General features: G+C 64.8%; 15 protein-coding genes. 12 read left to right on the plus strand and 3 right to left on the minus strand.

Translation table 11 applies throughout. From position 1 onward, the window contains the following. Positions 1–121: 121 nt before the first annotated feature. Both EJ068_RS25715 and EJ068_RS25720 read right to left on the minus strand, forming a co-directional pair. Positions 122–2,278 (minus strand): penicillin-binding protein 1A, encoded by a 2,157-nt coding sequence (locus EJ068_RS25715; RefSeq protein ID WP_127250908.1) that lies wholly within the window; start codon positions 2,276–2,278, stop codon positions 122–124. A 240-nt stretch (positions 2,279–2,518) separates the two neighbouring features. Then, complete coding sequence (locus EJ068_RS25720; protein WP_127250907.1) at positions 2,519–3,157, minus strand: TetR/AcrR family transcriptional regulator; 639 nt, start codon at positions 3,155–3,157, stop codon at positions 2,519–2,521. A 112-nt stretch (positions 3,158–3,269) separates the two neighbouring features. On the opposite strand from EJ068_RS25720, the gene EJ068_RS25725 reads away from it, so the two are divergent. The 3 genes from EJ068_RS25725 to EJ068_RS25735 all read left to right on the plus strand — a co-directional run bounded on the left by EJ068_RS25725 (position 3,270) and on the right by EJ068_RS25735 (position 7,792). Continuing rightward, positions 3,270–5,681: an FAD-dependent oxidoreductase gene (locus EJ068_RS25725; RefSeq protein ID WP_127250906.1), complete on the plus strand. Its 2,412-nt coding sequence runs from the start codon at positions 3,270–3,272 to the stop codon at positions 5,679–5,681. Between the two features lie 12 nt (positions 5,682–5,693). Next, entirely contained in the window at positions 5,694–7,247 is a 1,554-nt protein-coding gene (locus tag EJ068_RS25730) for a trimethylamine methyltransferase family protein (protein ID WP_127250905.1), read from the plus strand. 137 nt (positions 7,248–7,384) lie between these two features. Continuing rightward, entirely contained in the window at positions 7,385–7,792 is a 408-nt protein-coding gene (locus EJ068_RS25735; protein ID WP_127250904.1) for a DUF3168 domain-containing protein, read from the plus strand. 108 nt (positions 7,793–7,900) lie between these two features. On the opposite strand, the gene EJ068_RS25740 is transcribed toward EJ068_RS25735, so the two are convergent. Further along, positions 7,901–8,287, minus strand: a complete 387-nt coding sequence (locus EJ068_RS25740; RefSeq protein WP_127250903.1) for an ester cyclase — start codon at positions 8,285–8,287, stop codon at positions 7,901–7,903. Positions 8,288–8,506: 219 nt separating this feature from the next. Here EJ068_RS25740 and EJ068_RS25745 point away from each other — a divergent pair, with 219 nt between their 5' ends. The 9 genes from EJ068_RS25745 to EJ068_RS25785 all read left to right on the plus strand — a co-directional run bounded on the left by EJ068_RS25745 (position 8,507) and on the right by EJ068_RS25785 (position 17,438). Next, entirely contained in the window at positions 8,507–8,806 is a 300-nt protein-coding gene (locus EJ068_RS25745; RefSeq protein WP_127250902.1) for a hypothetical protein, read from the plus strand. 64 nt (positions 8,807–8,870) lie between these two features. Further along, the gene (locus tag EJ068_RS25750) at positions 8,871–9,536 is read left to right on the plus strand and encodes a response regulator transcription factor (protein ID WP_127250901.1); all 666 of its coding nucleotides are present in this window, start codon (positions 8,871–8,873) and stop codon (positions 9,534–9,536) included. Between the two features lie 22 nt (positions 9,537–9,558). Then, on the plus strand, positions 9,559–10,947 hold the full coding sequence (locus tag EJ068_RS25755) for an ATP-binding protein (RefSeq protein WP_127250900.1): 1,389 nt from the start codon (positions 9,559–9,561) through the stop codon (positions 10,945–10,947). 164 nt (positions 10,948–11,111) lie between these two features. Further along, a complete protein-coding gene (locus EJ068_RS25760; RefSeq protein WP_127250899.1) occupies positions 11,112–11,549 on the plus strand; it encodes a hypothetical protein in 438 nt (145 codons plus the stop codon). Positions 11,550–11,657: 108 nt separating this feature from the next. Then, positions 11,658–12,794 carry a c-type cytochrome biogenesis protein CcmI gene (gene ccmI, locus EJ068_RS25765; RefSeq protein WP_127250898.1) on the plus strand — a complete coding sequence of 379 codons (1,137 nt, stop codon included), beginning with the start codon at positions 11,658–11,660 and terminating at the stop codon, positions 12,792–12,794. Positions 12,795–12,797: 3 nt separating this feature from the next. After that, positions 12,798–13,241, plus strand: a complete 444-nt coding sequence (gene ccmE / locus EJ068_RS25770; RefSeq protein ID WP_042642035.1) for a cytochrome c maturation protein CcmE — start codon at positions 12,798–12,800, stop codon at positions 13,239–13,241. Next, a complete protein-coding gene (locus tag EJ068_RS25775) occupies positions 13,241–15,226 on the plus strand; it encodes a heme lyase CcmF/NrfE family subunit (protein WP_127250897.1) in 1,986 nt (661 codons plus the stop codon). The genes ccmE and EJ068_RS25775 overlap by 1 nt, the downstream gene beginning before the upstream one ends. After that, positions 15,223–15,687 (plus strand): cytochrome c-type biogenesis protein, encoded by a 465-nt coding sequence (locus EJ068_RS25780; RefSeq protein WP_127250896.1) that lies wholly within the window; start codon positions 15,223–15,225, stop codon positions 15,685–15,687. Before EJ068_RS25775 ends, EJ068_RS25780 begins: the two co-directional genes overlap by 4 nt. A 194-nt stretch (positions 15,688–15,881) precedes the next feature. Then, on the plus strand, positions 15,882–17,438 hold the full coding sequence (locus EJ068_RS25785; protein ID WP_127250895.1) for a Do family serine endopeptidase: 1,557 nt from the start codon (positions 15,882–15,884) through the stop codon (positions 17,436–17,438). Positions 17,439–17,537: the final 99 nt, after the last annotated feature.

Here is a 17,537-nt window from a genome sequence, read left to right on the forward strand (position 1 = left end):
TAGATCAGGATGACGTTTCGCTGAAACGTCGTCCTGATCTATTTTTTTGATGGAGCATTATCTTATCCGAAAACCGGTTCCCACTTTTCGCTATCGCGGTCCTTCGGTTCGGGACCATGCCCTAAAGCGCCGAAAGTGCTTCCGGCAGGGTGGGCGCATCGAGCACGGGCGCGGCCTGGAACGCCTTGGTCATGTCCCTCAGCGTCTGGGTGGTACGGCTGGAAAGCACCGGCGGCCGTTCGGCCTCGGCCTGCGCCTCTGCGGCGTCGGCTTCCTTCTTGGCCGCCTCCTCTGCCTTGGCCGCGACCTCTGGGTCGACGAACGGGTGGTCGAGACCGGGGATAGGCTTCAGGTCGATGTTCTGGTGCGCATAGACCATCAGGCGCTGCCAGACCATCGCCGGCAGCGAGCCGCCGGTCATCTTGTTGGTTGCGGTGAAGTCGTCATTGCCCAGCCAGACGGCCGCCGTGTAATTGCCGGTGAAGCCGACGAACCAGGCGTCGCGGTAGGACTGCGTGGTGCCGGTCTTGCCGGCAACGACGATGTTCGGGAGCTGGGCGCGCCGTGCCGTGCCGATCACCGGCACCGCCGCCAGCATGGTGTTCATGTATTTCAGCGCCTTTTCCGACAGCACGCGGTGTGGTGGCGGCGCGTCCTTGGCCCAGTCATAGACCACCTCGCCGGTGCGGGTGACGAGCTGGGTGATGCCGTGGCGCGAGCCGACGAAACCGTTCTGGGCAAAGACGCTGTAGCCGGTCGCCTGGTCCATCACCGTCATGCCGGATGTGCCCAGCACCATGGTCTTGTGCGCTTCCAGCGGCGATTCGACACCCATCGATTCGGCCATTGCCTTGATCGGACCGATGCCGAGGTAATCCTTGGCGAGCCGCACCGGCACCGTGTTGATCGACTTGGCGATCGCCGTGAGCAGCGTGACGTTGCCGGCCGATCCGCCGCTGTAATTGTGCGGCGACCAGTTGCCCCAGCTGATGGCGCCGCCCGAAACCACCGAGTCCGGTGTGAAGCCATGCTCCATCGCAGTGGCATAGACATAGGGCTTGAAGGATGAACCCGTTTGGCGCAACGCCTTGGTGGCGCGGTTGAACTGGCTGGCGCCATAGTCGCGGCCGCCGACGATGGCGCGCACCGCGCCATTGGTCTCGATCACCACCACCGCGCCTTCGGTGACGTTGTATTCCTTGCCGAATTGCCGCAGATGGAACTCGACCGACTCCTCGGCCGCCTTCTGGATGTTGGCGTCGAAGGTCGTGTGGGCGACCAGCGAATGCTGGCCGGGCTTGGCGATCTTCTTGACCTCGTCGAAGGCCCAGTCGAGGAAGTAGTCCGGGCTCTTCTGCTCGCCGCGGTCGACCACGTCGGCCGGATGCAGTCTTGCCTGCAGCACCTGGCCTTCGGTCATGAAGCCGGCGTCGACGAGGTTGGAGAGCACCACATTGGCGCGCGCGCGCGCCGCCGGCAGGTTGATGTGCGGGGCGTATTTGGTCGGCGCCTTGAACAGGCCGGCCAGCATTGCCGCCTCGGCGAGGTTCAGATCCTTGACGCTCTTGCCGAAATAAAAATCCGCCGCCGCTTCGATGCCGAAGGTGCCGCCCCCCATATAGGCGCGGTCGAGATAGAGCTGCAGGATCTCCTTCTTGGAGAGGTTCGCCTCCAGCCATAGCGACAGGAAGGCTTCCTTGATCTTGCGCTCGAGAGTGCGCTCGTTGGACAGGAACAGGTTCTTGGCGAGCTGCTGCGTGATGCTCGACCCGCCCTGGACCACCGAATTGGCGCGCACGTTCTCGAAGATCGCGCGCGACAGGCCCAGCACATCGATGCCGTAATGGTCGAAGAAACGCCGATCCTCCGTCGCCAGCACCGCCTTGATGACGATGTCCGGCATCTCGTCGACCGGCACGGAATCGCGCTGGATGATGCCGCGCTGGCCGATTTCGTTGCCGTAGCGGTCAAGGAAGGTGACGGCGAAGTCGCCCTGGTTGCGCCAGTCGCCGGTGGTGATGTCGAAGGCGGGCATGGCAAGCGCGAGCAGCACCACGAAACCGCTGGCGCCCATGGTGAAGCCCTCGCTCAGCACCTCGACGATGGCGCGGCGCCAGCCCTGCACACGGAAGCGGCGGGAAAAGATGGTCGCCGCTTCCCAGAATTCGCGCGCCTTGAAGCCGATCTCGTAGAGCGAAGTATCGAGCCACGCATCCACGGCGAGCAGCGCCGAAGCGATCCGGCCTCTTCTCCTGCGTGGTTTAGAGGGATTGTCCATTCCAGAATTCCACCCCGGCACTTCCGCCCGAAACAGCCGTGGCAGTTCCGGGGCGCCCTCCCTGCCAAACTAATCGACCATTTTAGCACCACTCACAAGGGCAGCGAAGCCACACCCAGGCTTTGTTGAACGCCATGGTTGATTGTGCCCCGAGCCATTCCAGGAAAAGTGAGCACTTCCTGGAAAAGTGAGCAGCGGTTTTCCGTCCGGAATTGCGTAAAACAAATACTAAGAGCGATATCACCGCGCCGCGATGAAGCGCATGAAATGCGTCACATCCGCCTCGCTCGGCTCCAGTCCGGTGAAGGAGCGCAGATAGGCGGCGAGATGGCTGACGCGCGCCTCGACAGGTTCCTTGAGGTCGAGCACGTAATAGCCGATTTGCATGTAGTAGAGGACGCGGGCGCGGATGAAGGCGTCCTCGCTCTCATAGCCGTGCCGGCGGTACATGTCGCGTATGGCCAGCAGTCGCTCCTCGTCGGCCTTGTCGATCATGCGCCGCACGTCGTCCGAGCGCCTTGCCCATTCGCGAACGGCGAAATCGAGCCTGGGATCGAACAGACGCTCGTCGGCCCAGCATTCGAAGACGTTCATCACACCCATGATGATGGTGTCGGCCGGCCGCCGCGCCCGCTCGACGATCGCGGTGGTGTTGGTCTCGTGCCAATGCTTGAGCAGTTGGTCGAGCAGGTCCTGCCGGCTTTCGAAATACCAGTAGAAGCTCGAGCGCGAGACGCCGAGCTTCTGTCCCAGCGTCAGCACGCGCACGCTCTCGATACCATCGGAAATCAGCGTTTGCAGCGCGAGGTTGATCCAGTCCGCGCGGGTTACCTTGATGTTGCCGGGCGCCGGCTCGTCCTGGGGAGCGGTCATGGTCATGAGCCAACAAGTGGCACGGCGCGGAGCAGCGCGCAAGCTCTGGACAGAAGTGTCTAGACACATATGTACGGGGCATATATCTTGAGAGCCTCCAACGAGAGGGGAGAGGCTCGTGAAGTCGCATTACCGGGCAGTGGTCATCGGCGGAGGCGTGGTCGGCGCCTCGGTGCTCTATCACTTGACGCGCTTTGGCTGGAGCGACGTGGCGCTGATCGAGCGCGCCGAGCTGACGGCGGGCTCGACCTGGCATGCGGCGGCCGGCTTCCACGCGCTCAACGCCGATCCCAATGTCGCCGCGCTGCAGGACTACACGATCAAGCTCTATCGCGAGATCGAGGCCGAGTCCGGCCAGAATGCCGGGCTGCACATGACCGGCGGCGTCAACATGGCGAGCGACCCGCAGCGCTGGGAATGGCTGAAATCGGCCTGGGCGGTGTTCCAGTCGGTCGGCATCGAGACGGCGCGGCTGGTGACGCCGAAGGAAATCAAGGAGATCTGCCCGATTGTCGATGTCAGCGGCGTGCTGGGTGGCCTCTATGATTCCAACGAGGGCCATCTCGACCCTTATGGCACCACGCATGCCTATGCGGGCGCCGCCAGGAAGCGCGGCGCCGACGTCATCCTGCGCAACCGCGTCGTCGAGCTGAAACAGCGCGCCGACGGCGGCTGGGACATCGTCACCGAGAAGGGCGCGATCGTCGCCGAGCATGTCGTCAACGCCGGCGGTCTCTGGGCCAAGCAGGTCGGGCTGATGGCCGGCGTCGACCTGCCGGTGACGCCGATGGAGCATCATTATTTTGTCACCGAGGACATTCCGGAAGTCGCGGCGCTAGACAAGGAGCTTGGCCTTGCCGTCGATCTCGATGGCTTCTCCTATCTGCGCCAGGAGCGGAAGGGCGTGCTGCTCGGCGTCTATGAGCAGAACCCGAAACACTGGAACATGGACGGCGCGCCCTGGGATTACGGCATCGAGCTGATCCCCGAGGATATCGATCGCATCAGCCCCGAGCTTGCCAAGGCCTATGAGCGCTTTCCCTGCCTGGCCACGGCCGGTATCCGCAAATGGGTCAACGGCGCCTTCACCTTCACGCCGGACGGCAACCCGCTGGTCGGCCCGGTCAGGGGGCTGAAGAATTACTGGGTCGCCTGCGGCGTCATGGCCGGCTTCAGCCAGGGCGGCGGTGTTGGCAAGTCGCTGGCCGAGTGGATGATTTACGGTGAGCCGGAAGCCGACATCTTCGGCATGGACAGCGCTCGCTACGGCGCCTTCGCCGCCAACCGCGAGTATCTCAGGCAGACGACGGGCCAGTTCTATGCCCGCCGCTTCGTCATGACCTTCCCCAATGAGCGCCTGCCGGCGGGCCGGCCGCTGAAGCGCCCCGGCGCCTATGATGGCATGAGCGCCGCCGGCGCCGAGTGGACGGCGTCCTGGGGCCTGGAGATCCCGGCCTATTTCGCGCCGATGGGGTTCCGCGAGGAGACGACGCTGAAGCGCTCCAACGCCTTCGAAATCGTCGGCGACGAGGTGCTGCAGGTGCGCCGCGCCGCCGGCCTCGTCGATACCACAGCCTTCTCGCGCTATGCCGTGTCAGGCCCGGGCGCCGAGGCGTGGCTCGACCGGCTGCTCGCTTGCCGGCTGCCGAAGCCTGGCCGCGCCAAGCTTGCGCTGATGCTCGGGCCCAATGGCCGGCTGAAGGGCGACCTCACCGTGCTCAACTGGGGCGGCGGCGAATACTGGATCATGGGCTCCTACTATTTGCGCGAATTTCATATGCGCTGGTTCGAGGCGCACATCGCCGAAGGCGTTTCCGTCACCGACATTTCCGATGCCACATCCGGCTTCCTCGTCACTGGACCGAATGCACGAAAGATCCTCGAACGCACCACGCATCAGGACATCTCCGCCAAAACCCTGCCGTTCATGGCTTGCGGCGAGTTCGATATCGGCATGGTGCGAGCGCGCGTTGCCAGGCTGTCCATCGCCGGCGAACTCGGCTTCGAGATCAACTGTCCGGCCACCTTGCATGCGACGCTTCGCGAAACACTGCTTGCCGCCGGCCAAGACCTCGGCCTTGCCGAGATCGGCTATTACGCGCTGAATTCGCTCAGGCTGGAAAAGAGTTTCGGCATCTGGTCGCGCGAATTCACGCAAGGCTATACGCCCGGCCAGACCGGGCTCGACCGCTTCATCGCTTTCGACAAGGCCGAGTTCATCGGCCGCGACGCGGCGCTGAAAGAGCGCGACGCCGGTGTCTCGCGGCGGATCGTGACGCTGGAGGTCGACGCTGTCGACGCCGATGCCAGCGGCTTCGAGCCGGTCTGGTCCAAGGGCCGGCGCATCGGCTTCGTCACCTCCGGCGGCTACGGCTATACCCTCGGCAAGAGCGTCGCCCTGGCGTTGCTCGATGACGGTTTCGACGGGGAGGGCACCGAACTTTCCGTACACATTGTCGGGGTCGAACGGCCGGCGCGTATCATTGCGGCCTCGCCCTACGACCCCGAAGGCAAGGCGATGCGGCAATGAGGAGGAAGCGCCATGATTGACGAGGCCGCACGTGATCTCAGGCGCGAGCGCCGGCGGGGACGTACCGGCGAGGCGGGCAGCGAGTCGAGCCGGCACCCGAATTACCGGTCGCTGAAGAACCCCTTCCTGCCGCAGCCGATCTTTTCCGACGATCAGGTCGCTGCGATCCACGATACCGCGCTACGCGTGCTGGAAGAACTCGGCATCAAGGTGCTGCTGCCCGAGGCCCGCCCCATCTACGCCAAGGCCGGCGCCTTGGTCGACGAAGACAGCCAGATGGTCAGGATCGGCCGCGACATGGTCGAGGCAGCACTTGCCTCGGCGCCGCGCTCCATTCCGGCACTTGGCGGCGACCGCTCGCGCGACCTGACGCTTGAGCTCGGCTCGATGGCCTTCCTGGCGGGCTCCGGCGCCCCCAACGTCACCGATCTCGAGCGCGGCCGCCGACCGGGCACGCTCGCCGCATTCGAGGAATTCATCAAGCTGATCCAGCATTTCGACGTGCTGCACATGCTTGGCCCCTGCGTCGAGCCGCAGGACATCGACAACCGCTTCCGCCACTATACGGTCAACCGGGCGCAACTGACGCTGTCGGACAAGTTCCCCTTCATCTTTGCGCGCGGCACGCCGCAGGTCGAGGACGGTTTCGAGATGATCCGCCTGGCGCGCGGTCTCTCCGAGGACCAGTTCCGCGCGGGCGCCTATTGCTACACCGTCATCAACACCAACTCGCCGCGCCAACTCGATATCCCGATGGCGCAAGGCATCATCGACTTCGCCAGGGCCGGCCAGGTCCTGATCATCACGCCCTTCTGCCTGGCGGGCGCGATGGCGCCGATTACGGTTGCCGGCGCGCTGACCTTGCAGCATGCCGAGGCGCTGGCTGGGTTGACGCTTGCCCAGATCGTGCGCCCCGGCGCGCCGGTGGTCTATGGCTCCTTCTCCTCCAATGTCGACATGAAGTCCGGCGCGCCGGCCTTTGGCACGCCGGAACATATCAAGGCGACGCTTGGGGCGGGACAGCTCGCCCGCTACACTGGGCTGCCCTGGCGTTCCGGCGGCGGCAGCGCCGCCAATATTGCCGATGCGCAGGCGGCACACGAGACGCAGTTCGCGCTGTGGGGCTCGGTGCTGGCTGGCGCCACCGTCTGTATTCACGCCGCCGGCTGGCTGGAAGGTGGCCTCAGCGTATCCCTGGAAAAGCTGATCACCGACGTCGAGGCGCTGCAGACGATCGCCGAGCTTTGCGCCACCACGCCGGGCGACGCCGATGCCATCGGCTTCGAGGCCATCGCCGAGGTGCAGCCGGGCGGCCACTTCTTCTCCGCCGCCCATACCATGTCGCGCTACCGCACTGCCTTCTACGAGCCGCTGGTGGCCGACTGGTCGAACTTCGGCAACTGGACGCAATCCGGCGGCAAGACCGCGACCGAGCGCGCGACCGGTATCTGGAAGCGCATTCTTTCCGACTTCCAGCCGCCGGCCCCCGCTGCCGCTACCGCTGGCGTGCTCGACGAGTTCATTGCCAAGCGCACCGAGGAGGGTGGCGCCGCGCCGGTCTCCTAGTTTGACGAAAACGTAATAAATTCGGGATCTTCGCCATTCACGTTATAGTCAAAACGATTCGCGATCTGGCATCGGATCGCGAGCGCGGCTACGTTGCCGGGCAGCGTGAGGAGATATGTACTGGCGATGGACGGTAGATGACGACGCCTGGCGATTTGATGCAGGCCTTGTTCCTGAGGCTGAAGACTGATGCGTCGCTGTCGGCGCTGCTTGGCGGCGCCGGCCTGCTCGAGCAGGCGAGCGACAAAGCCGCCTTTCCGAACGTCACTTACGGCCGCACCAGCGCCTTCGACCTCGAGACCGGCGCCGATAACGACAATGACCAACTGGTCACCTTGCATATCTGGTCGAAAGCTCAAGGCGAGGCCGAGACACGCCTCATCATGGACAGCATCAGGGCGCGGCTCGACGGCGCGGCATTTTCGATCGGTTCGCGCGGCCAGACGCGCCTGTCGCTGGAATTCGCCGAGGCTCGCTATGACGAGGATCTGGCCGTCCACCATGGATTGCTGCGCTTCCGCGCGCTGACGCAGGACGCTCCTTGAGAGACTGCGCCGATACATGCCGCCCAGGAGTAAAGTGGCTCCGGAATGTTCATCAAAACAACAGCTTGAGCGCGGCGTTTGAATCGGTTTCACGCGAAGCGCCTTGGCCTACAGCTGCGCCTGGATGGCGGCCTTGTCGATGACCGACCAGACTTCGCGAATCCGCCCGTCATGGAACTCGTAAAAGACGTTCTCGGCGAAGGAGACGCGCTTGCCGTGGACGGGCAGGCCGAACAGCACGCCCTTGGGCCGGCAGTCGAAATGCAGACGCGCCGCCACGCGCGGCGGCTCCGAGATCAGAAGCTCGATGTTGAAGCGCAGGTCGGGAATAGCCTCGAAATCGCCCTCCAGCATGCGCCGATAGCCCGAAAGCCCGATCGTCTCGCCATTATACTGCACCTTCTCGCCGACGAAGCGGCCGAGATTGTCCCAATCCTGCTCGTTCAGGCAGGCGATGTAGCCCCGAAAGAGACCGGCAATATCCTCGCGCGTCATCGCATCCTCCATGGCCGTCCGGTGTTTCTACACTAGCTAGCGCAGTGCGCGGTGAAGACAGGCCAAAAAGCGTAGCGGATCAAGTGCCTTTCCGGCTATGAATTCGAAGCCGGGCTTGAGGGAGCCTTGGCACCGCCAGGCGCGGGGGAATGGCGGGCATGATTTTCGATCGTTCACCGTTCATTTCACGTTCAGCCCATATGCGTTAGAACCGTGATCATGAAAAACCTTGGCTCACATCTCCGCAAAGCAGTGCTGGCGCTTGCCGCGGCCGGGCTTCTTGCGTCGCAGGCGATCGCCCTGCCGGTCATCGAGCCGTCGGCCGATCAGCCGGTGGTGCTCGCCTCCGGCGATTGCTACGCCATCGGCCAGCAGGTCGCCGCGCAGAATGGAGGCACGCTCGCCAAGGCGTCTCAGGCGACGCGGGGCGGCCAGCAGGTCTGCGTCATCGTCGTGCTCGTCCCCGGCAAGGACGGCCAGCGGCCGCGCCGCTCGGAAATCGTCGTCCCGATGGGCTGACCCCTCTCGTTTCCCAGGCCAGCGGAATCGGCCTATACGTCTATCCAGCAACAGGCTTCAACCCATGCGCGTGCTCGTCGTCGAGGATGACAAGGATCTCAACCGGCAACTGGCCGATGCGCTGGTCGATGCCGGCTATGTCGTCGACCGGGCCTATGACGGCGAGGAGGGGCATTTCCTCGGCGAGACCGAGCCTTACGATGCCGTGGTCCTCGACATCGGCCTGCCGCAGATGGATGGCATCAGCGTCGTCGAGCGTTGGCGCCGCGGCGGCCGCAAGATGCCGGTGCTGATCCTCACCGCCCGCGACCGCTGGAGCGACAAGGTTGCCGGCATCGACGCCGGCGCCGACGATTATGTCACAAAGCCCTTCCATATCGAGGAGGTGCTCGCCCGAGTGCGGGCCCTGATCCGCCGTGCGGCCGGCCATGCATCTTCGGAGCTCACCTGCGGCCCGCTGCGCATCGACACCAAGGCGTCCAAGGCCGACGTCAATGGCATGCCGCTGAAGCTCACCTCGCACGAGTTCCGGCTGCTCGCCTATCTGATGCATCATATGGGCGAGGTGGTGTCGCGTACCGAGCTGGTCGAGCATCTCTACGACCAGGATTTCGACCGCGATTCCAACACCATCGAGGTGTTTGTCGGCAGGCTTCGCAAGAAGATGGGCATCGACATGATCGAAACCGTGCGTGGCATGGGCTATCGCATGCGAGAGCCGGAGGCGTGACGCGGAACCGCTGAAGCCAGCGATGGGAAGGTGGATTTCAAGGCTGCGGCTCTGGCCGCGCTCGCTGACCTTCCGCGTCATTGCTTTCTCGACCATCTGGGCGATCCTGACGCTGGTCGTCATCTTCACCCTCATCACCACGCTTTACCGCCAGGCCAGCGAGCGCGGCTTCGACAGCCTGCTCTCGGCTCATCTGTTCAACCTGATCGGCTCCGTCGGCATTTCCGACAACGGCGCGCTGACCGGGGCGCCCGACCTTGGCGATCTGCGCTTTTCCGAGCCGAATTCCGGCTGGTACTGGTCGGTGGAGCCTTCCTCCGAGGGCGTGCATGGCGAAATCCATTCTTCCTCGATGACGACCTCGCTCCTGTCGCCGAGCGTCGCGGAGGTCCCGTTCAACGCGAACTTCCAGCGCAGCTACTCGATGGAAGGCATCAAGGGCGAGCAGCTCGCAGTGTTCGAGAGCGAGTTCGTGCTGGACGCCAAGAACCGCGCCGCCCGCTTCCGCGTCATGGGCAACCACAGCGAACTCGAGCAGGAGATCGCCAGCTTCCAGCGCCGCCTGCTCACCTATCTGTCGCTGTTCGGGGTCGGCATGATCGCCATCAACGCCATCGCCATCCTCTTGGGCCTCCAGCCCTTGCGCCGGGTCCGCAATGCGCTCGCCATGGTGCGCGAAGGCACGGCCCAGCGCCTCGACGGCAGCTTCCCGGCCGAGATCGAGCCGCTGGCCAACGAGACCAATGCGCTGATCGAGAACAACCGGCGCATCGTCGAGCGCTCGCGCACCCAGGTCGGCAACCTCGCCCATTCGCTGAAGACGCCTCTAGCCGTGCTGATCAATGAGGGCCGCGCGCTCGGCGGCGCCAAGGGCCAGCTGATCGCCGACCAGGCGGCTTCCATGCAAAAGCAGGTCGATCATTACCTGCAGCGCGCCCGCGTCGCCGCGCAACGTGACAGCGTCGTCTTCCGCACGCCGGTTTCGCCGCTGGTTGAGCGGATGGTGCGCGTTCTGCGCAAGCTCAATCCGCAAACGCGGCTGACGCTGTCCCTGCCGCCGGCCGAGATCGTCTTTGCCGGCGAGCGCGAGGATCTCGAGGAACTGCTCGGCAATCTGCTCGACAATGCGATGAAATGGGCAAAGAGCGCTGTTGCCGTGACAATCGCCACTATTTCGGGAAGCGGCAACCTGTTTGAAATCGTTATAGAGGATGACGGTCCGGGCATTCCCGAAGACAGCGCGCGAGAGGTGTTGAAACGTGGCAAGAGACTGGACGAGACGAAGCCGGGAACGGGGCTTGGCCTTGCCATTGTCGCCGACCTCGTCAACGAGTATGGAGGCTCGCTGGCGCTGGAACGGTCGGGCATGGGCGGCTTGAGGGCGGTAGTGAGATTGCGGAGCCTTCAATGATGTTTTTTATCGATTTGCGAGCAGGGGCCTGACGGCCAAATTTCCGACAAATATCAACACTATGGCCAGGATGCTTCCCTGATGGCGCGGTCGCCTAACCATCTCTCTCAAGAAGTCCATTTCGCTCAAGAAGCTCATCCCGCTCAAGAGAACCGGTTGTTGGCATGAAGATCCGCGTCGCGCTCGTTTCCGCCCTGCTCGCCGTTTCCGGCTGCACGACACTCGGCAGGGGCGGTCCAACCTCCCCGGTCACGCCTGTTTCGACGCCGCCCGCCGGCGGCAAGGTGTCGACCAGCATCGTCTCGGCGATGAATGGCGGGCTTATCGGCGGGTCGATCGGCTCGGGCCTGAGCGACGCCGAAAAGCGCAAGGGGCTGGAGGCGGAGTACAAGGCGCTGGAATACAACACCAGCGGCCAGAAGGTGACATGGAAGGGCGACAACGCCTCCCATTATGGCGAGGTGGTCGCGGCCCAGCCTTATCGGGTCGGCTCCCAGGATTGCCGCCAGTACACCCACACCGTCTTCAACGGCGGCGCGGGCGTCACCGCGCGCGGCACCGCCTGCCGCAACGCCGACGGCAGTTGGACGCCGCTGACCTGATAAATCGGCCCATTTGATATACATCAAGGCCGGACAGAGCATCCGCCGTCAAAGCGTCGCAGTATGCTTGTGTTGGCAGGGCAGGGCTCTGCCTTTATTGGAAGAGCCATGCTGTTCTGGGTCGTAGCCGCAATCCTCACGCTGGGCGCCAGCCTGGCGGTGCTATTGCCGCTCACCGGCGGCATGAAGGGTGCATCGGCGCCTGGCGACCACGACCTCGAAGTCTATCGCGACCAGCTTTCCGAATTGGATCGCGACGTGGCGCGCGGCCTGATCCAGCCGGGCGAGGCCGAGGAGGCGCGCGCCGAGATCGGCCGCCGCATCCTGCGTCTCGGCGCGGCCGAGCGGCCGGCCTCCGCCAGCGCCTCCTCCTCCCGCGGCATCAGGTTGGTCGCCAGCCTGGCCGTGCTTGCCGTTCCGCTACTGAGCTGGGGGCTGTACGGCGTGCTCGGCTCGCCCGATCTGCCTTCGCAGCCTCTGGCCGAACGTCTCGCCAAGAATCCCGCCGATTCCTCGGTCGACGAGCTGGTCGCACGCGCCGAAGCGCATCTCGCCGCCAATCCGTCGGACGGCAAGGGCTGGGACGTGCTGGCGCCGATCTATCTTCGCCTGCAGCGCTTTCCCGACGCGATAACCGCCTACCGCAACGCCATTCGCCTCGACGGCGACAGCGCGGTGCGCCAGGCTGGTCTCGGCGAGGCGATCGCGAGTGCTGCCGGCGGCATCGTTTCGGCCGATGCGCAAAACGCCTTTGAGGCGGCTCTCAAGCTCGATCCGGCCAATGCCAAGGCGAATTTCTACCTGGGCGTCGGCCTTGCCCAGGAAGGCAGGAAGGACGAGGCTGTCGCCGCCTGGCAAAAGATGCTCGGCCAGCTTCCGCCGGATTCGCCTTGGCGCAGCGCCGTCCAGCAGGCGCTTGCCGAGGCTGGCCAGCCGGCGGTCGCGGCGGGCGCGCCGGCGAGCGGGCCGGATGCCCAGCAGATGGAAGCCGCGCAGCAGATGTCGCCGCAGGACCGGCAGGCGATGATCGAAACGATGGTCGCGGGCCTCGACGACAAATTGAAGCGGAATCCCCGCGACGAGGAAGGATGGATGCGCCTCATTCGTTCCTATGCCGTGCTCGGCAAGCCCGATCAGGCGCGCGAGGCGCTCGGCCGCGCTGTCGCCGCCTTTGGGGCCGACAGCGAGCAAGCCAAGAAGTTCACCGCCTTCGCCGCCTCCCTCGGCGTGACGGCGACGGAGTAAGAGATGACGCGCAAGCAGAAGCGATTGTCGGTGATCGTGGCGGGGCTGGCCTTCCTCGCCGCGGCCGCCGGACTCACCTTCTACGCGCTCGGCCAGAAGGCCTCCTATTTCTACATGCCGGCAGAACTGGCGACGGCAAGCGTCCCGCCCGGACAGCGCATCCGCCTTGGCGGCCTCGTCGAAAACGGCACCGTCGTGCGCGGCAGCGGCGCAACTGTCGCCTTCTCGGTCACCGACACGCAGAAATCGGTGAAGGTGACCTATACCGGCATCCTGCCCGATCTCTTCCGCGAGGGGCAGGGCGTCATAACCGAAGGCGCTTTCGGTCCGGACGGGGTTTTCGTCGCCGACAGCGTCTTGGCCAAGCATGACGAGCGCTATATGCCGAAGGAAGTCGCCGACGGCCTGAAGGCCAAGGGCGTCTGGGTGGAAAGCAAGAGCCAATAATGGTTGAGACCGGACATTTCGCGCTTGTGCTCGCCTTCGCGCTGTCGCTGGTGCAGATGCTGGTACCGCTGGTCGGCGCCCGCACCGGCAATCAGCGGCTGATGGCGGTCGGCGGCCCGGTGACCGTCACCGGGTTCGCGCTTACGGCGCTGTCCTTCACGGCCCTTGCAAGCGCCTATGCCGGCTCGGACTTCTCGGTGGCCAACGTCTGGGAAAATTCCCATTCGCTGCAGCCGATGATCTACAAGATCACCGGCACCTGGGGAAACCACGAAGGCTCGATGCTTCTGTGGGTGCTGATCCTGACCTTCTTCGGCGCGCTCGTCGCCGTCTTCGGCAACAATCTGCCGGCGACGCTCAAGGCCAATGTGCTTGCCGTGCAAGGCATGATCGGCGCGGCCTTCTTCCTGTTCATCCTGACGACCTCCAACCCGTTCATCCGCCTCAATCCGGCGCCGGTCGAGGGGCGCGACCTCAATCCGGTCCTGCAGGACCTCGGCCTCGCCATCCACCCGCCGCTGCTCTATCTCGGCTATGTCGGCTTCTCGGTCTGCTTTTCCTTCTCGGTCGCGGCGCTGATCGAGGGCCGCATCGACGCCTCCTGGGCGCGCTGGGTGCGGCCATGGACGCTGGTCGCCTGGATGTTCCTCACCGGCGGCATCGCCATGGGTTCCTACTGGGCCTATTACGAGCTCGGCTGGGGCGGTTTCTGGTTCTGGGATCCGGTCGAGAACGCCTCCTTCATGCCCTGGCTCGCCGGCACGGCGCTGCTCCATTCGGCCATCGTCATGGAGAAGCGCTCGGCGCTGAAGATCTGGACGCTGCTGCTTGCCATCCTCACCTTCTCGCTGTCGCTGCTCGGTACTTTCCTGGTGCGTTCGGGCGTGCTGACCTCCGTGCACGCCTTCGCCACCGACCCGGCGCGCGGCGTCTTCATCCTGTGCATCCTGACTTTGTTCATCGGTGGCTCGTTGGCGCTGTTTGCGTTGCGCGCCTCCAGCCTGACGGCCGGCGGCTTGTTCCACCCGATCTCGCGCGAGGGCGCGCTGGTCCTCAACAACCTCTTTCTCACCACCGCCACCGCGACGGTGCTGGTCGGCACGCTCTACCCGCTGGCGCTCGAAGCGCTCACCGGCGGCAAGATCTCGGTCGGCGCGCCCTTCTTCGATCTGACTTTCGGCCCGCTGATGCTGCCGCTGCTGGCGATCGTGCCGTTCGGCCCGCTGCTCGCCTGGAAGCGCGGTGATGTGATTGCCGCCTCGCAGCGGCTGATGGCGGCCTTTGCGCTCGCGATTGCCGCGATGCTGGTCACCGGCCTGTTCATCGACGGCGCCTCGGTTTTTGCAGCACTTGGTGTCGGCCTCGCTGTCTGGCTCGTCGCCGGCGCGCTGACCGACCTTGCCGTCAAATCCGGCGCCGGCTCGGTGGCGCCGGCCGCCATGCTTCGCCGTTTCGCCGGCCTGCCGCGCTCGGTCTTCGGCACGGCACTGGCCCATCTCGGCCTCGGGCTGACCTTGCTCGGCATCGTCGGCACGCTCTGCTTCGGCAGCGAAAAAATCCTCACCATGCGGCCTGGTGAGACGGTGGAACTCTCCGGTCACACGCTGCGCTTCGAAGGGCTTTTTCCCCAGAAAGGTCCGAACTTCACCGAGGATCGCGCCCGCTTCCTGCTGATCGGCGCAGACGGCAATGCCAAGGGCGAGATCTCTTCGGCAAAACGCTTCTTTCAGGCCCGGCAGACGGCAACGACCGAGTCCGGCATCAGCACGCTCGGCTTGAGCCAGCTTTACCTATCGCTCGGTGACGAGGGTAATGACGGCTCCGTCGTCGTGCGTCTCTGGTGGAAACCGCTGGTGACGCTGATCTGGGGCGGTGCCCTGGTGATGATGGCGGGCGCGGCCATGTCGCTGGCCGACCGCCGCTTGCGCGTCGGCGCGCCCGCGAGGCGCCGCAAGCCGGCTGCCGCGTTGACGAGCCCGACATGAGGGCAAGGTTTTCGCTCGCCTCGCTGATCCTTCTGCTCGCCTTGGCGTTTACGGGCGCGGCGCAGGCGGTGAAGCCTGATGAAGTGCTGCAGGACCCGGCATTGGAGGCGAGGGCGCGTGCGCTGTCGGAAGGCCTGCGCTGCATGGTTTGCCAGAACCAGTCGATCGACGAATCCGACGCCGATCTGGCGCGCGACTTGCGCATCCTCGTGCGCCAGCGCCTCGTCGCCGGCGACACCGACCAGCAGGTGATGGATTACATCGTCTCGCGCTATGGCGAGTTCGTGCTCTTGAAGCCGCGCTTCAGCCTGCGCAACGCGCTTTTATGGGGCACGCCGGTGCTCCTGCTCCTGGCCGGCGGCCTCTTCATCGTGCTGAGCGCCCGCTCGCGCCGCCCGACGTCGGACAGCACTCTCAGCGCCGAGGAAAAGGCGGCGCTGGACAAGATGCTAAGCGATTAGCGCCATCACCGTGCTTGGCGATTGACTGTATCCGTCTTCGGGCGCTCCGCACGTCCGTGGTCCTCGTCGCCAATCCCCAACATTACAAAACTTTCATGTACCGGAAATGGCGCCGTAATGTGCGCCTCTCTAATCCTCTTGCCCGAGGATGCTTCGCCTGAGCGCATCCGCATCGATAGAGGATAAGAAACCCGATGAATAATGCCCCCAATTCATATTCCCGCACCCGAAAGCGCCTGATGGCCGCCGTCGCTTCCCTGGCCGTTGTCGGCACGATCGGCGCGGGCATGCTCGCGACCGGCACCGCCCCCGTGCTGGCCGAAGCCGTGCGCGTCGAGGCCCCGCAGATGCCGAGCTTCGCCGATGTCGTCGAGCATGTCTCGCCGGCGGTTGTTAGCGTCAAGGTCAAGGCCAAGATCCAGCCGACCGCCGACGACGGCTCGGACGATCAGGGCGGTTTTGACAACCTGCCCGACAACCCGCAGCTGCGCCGCTTCTTCAAGGAATTCCGCGGCTTCGGCGACCAGGGCCAGGGCGGCCAGTTCGGCATGCGCCGCTTCGGCCATCGCGACCATGGCAATGGCGAGCCACGCCCGGTTGCCCAGGGCTCGGGCTTCTTCATCTCGGAGGATGGCTATCTCGTCACCAACAACCATGTCGTGTCGGAAGGCTCGGACTTCACCGTCGTCACCAATGACGGCAAGGAACTCGACGCCAAGCTGATCGGCACCGATCCGCGCACCGACCTCGCCGTGCTCAAGGTCGATGGCGGCGGCAACAAGTTCACCTATGTCGACTTTGCCGACGATTCCAAGGTCCGCATCGGTGACTGGGTGGTTGCCGTCGGCAATCCGTTCGGCCTTGGCGGCACCGTCACCGCCGGCATCGTCTCGGCCCGCGGCCGCGACATCGGCGCCGGCCCCTACGACGACTTCATCCAGATCGACGCGTCGGTCAACCGCGGCAATTCGGGCGGTCCGACCTTCAACCTCAACGGCCAGGTGATCGGCATCAACACCGCCATCTTCTCGCCGTCGGGCGGCAGCGTCGGCATTGCCTTCGACATCCCGGCCTTGACCGCCAAGCAGGTCGTCCAGGACCTGATGAAGAGCGGCTCCGTCCAGCGCGGCTGGCTCGGCGTCGAGATCCAGCCGGTCACCTCCGACATCGCCGAGTCGCTCGGCCTGAAGTCGGACAAGGGCGCGCTGGTGTCGGGCGCCCAGGACGCAGGTCCGGGCAAGAAGGCGGGCATCACCGCCGGGGATGTCATCACCCAGGTCGACGGCAAGGACGTCGCCTCGCCGAAGGAACTCGCCCGCATGATCGGTGCGTTTGCGCCGGGCAAATCGGTCGATGTCACGGTCTGGCGTAACGGCAAGGACGAGACGGTCAAGGTCGATCTCGGCACGCTGCCCGCGAGCGACAAGCAGGCCTCGAACGACGACAACAGCAAGCAGTCGGCGCCTGCCGCCAAGCCCGACACGCTTGCCGATCTCGGCCTGACCGTCACCAAGGCCGAAAACGGCAAGGGACTCGTGGTCACCGATGTCGATCCCGACAGCGACGCGGCCGACCGCGGCATCCAGCCCGGCGACGTCATCACCTCGATCAATTCGAACGAGGTGAACACCACCGACGACGTCTCCAAGGCGATGACCGATGCCGCCAAGGCCGGCCGCAAGGCCGTGCTGATGCAGATCACCCGCGACGACTCGAACCGCTTCGTCGCGCTGCCGGTCGGCAAGGGCTGACATGCCGCGCATGACCCCGGAAATCCCATGGGGGTTCTCGGAAAGGACCATGCGCCACTAGAAGACGTTCAGCTTTCCCCATGGCGGTATCAACACCCC

The organism is Mesorhizobium sp. M2A.F.Ca.ET.043.02.1.1 (genome assembly GCF_003952405.1).
GTDB lineage: Bacteria > Pseudomonadota > Alphaproteobacteria > Rhizobiales > Rhizobiaceae > Mesorhizobium.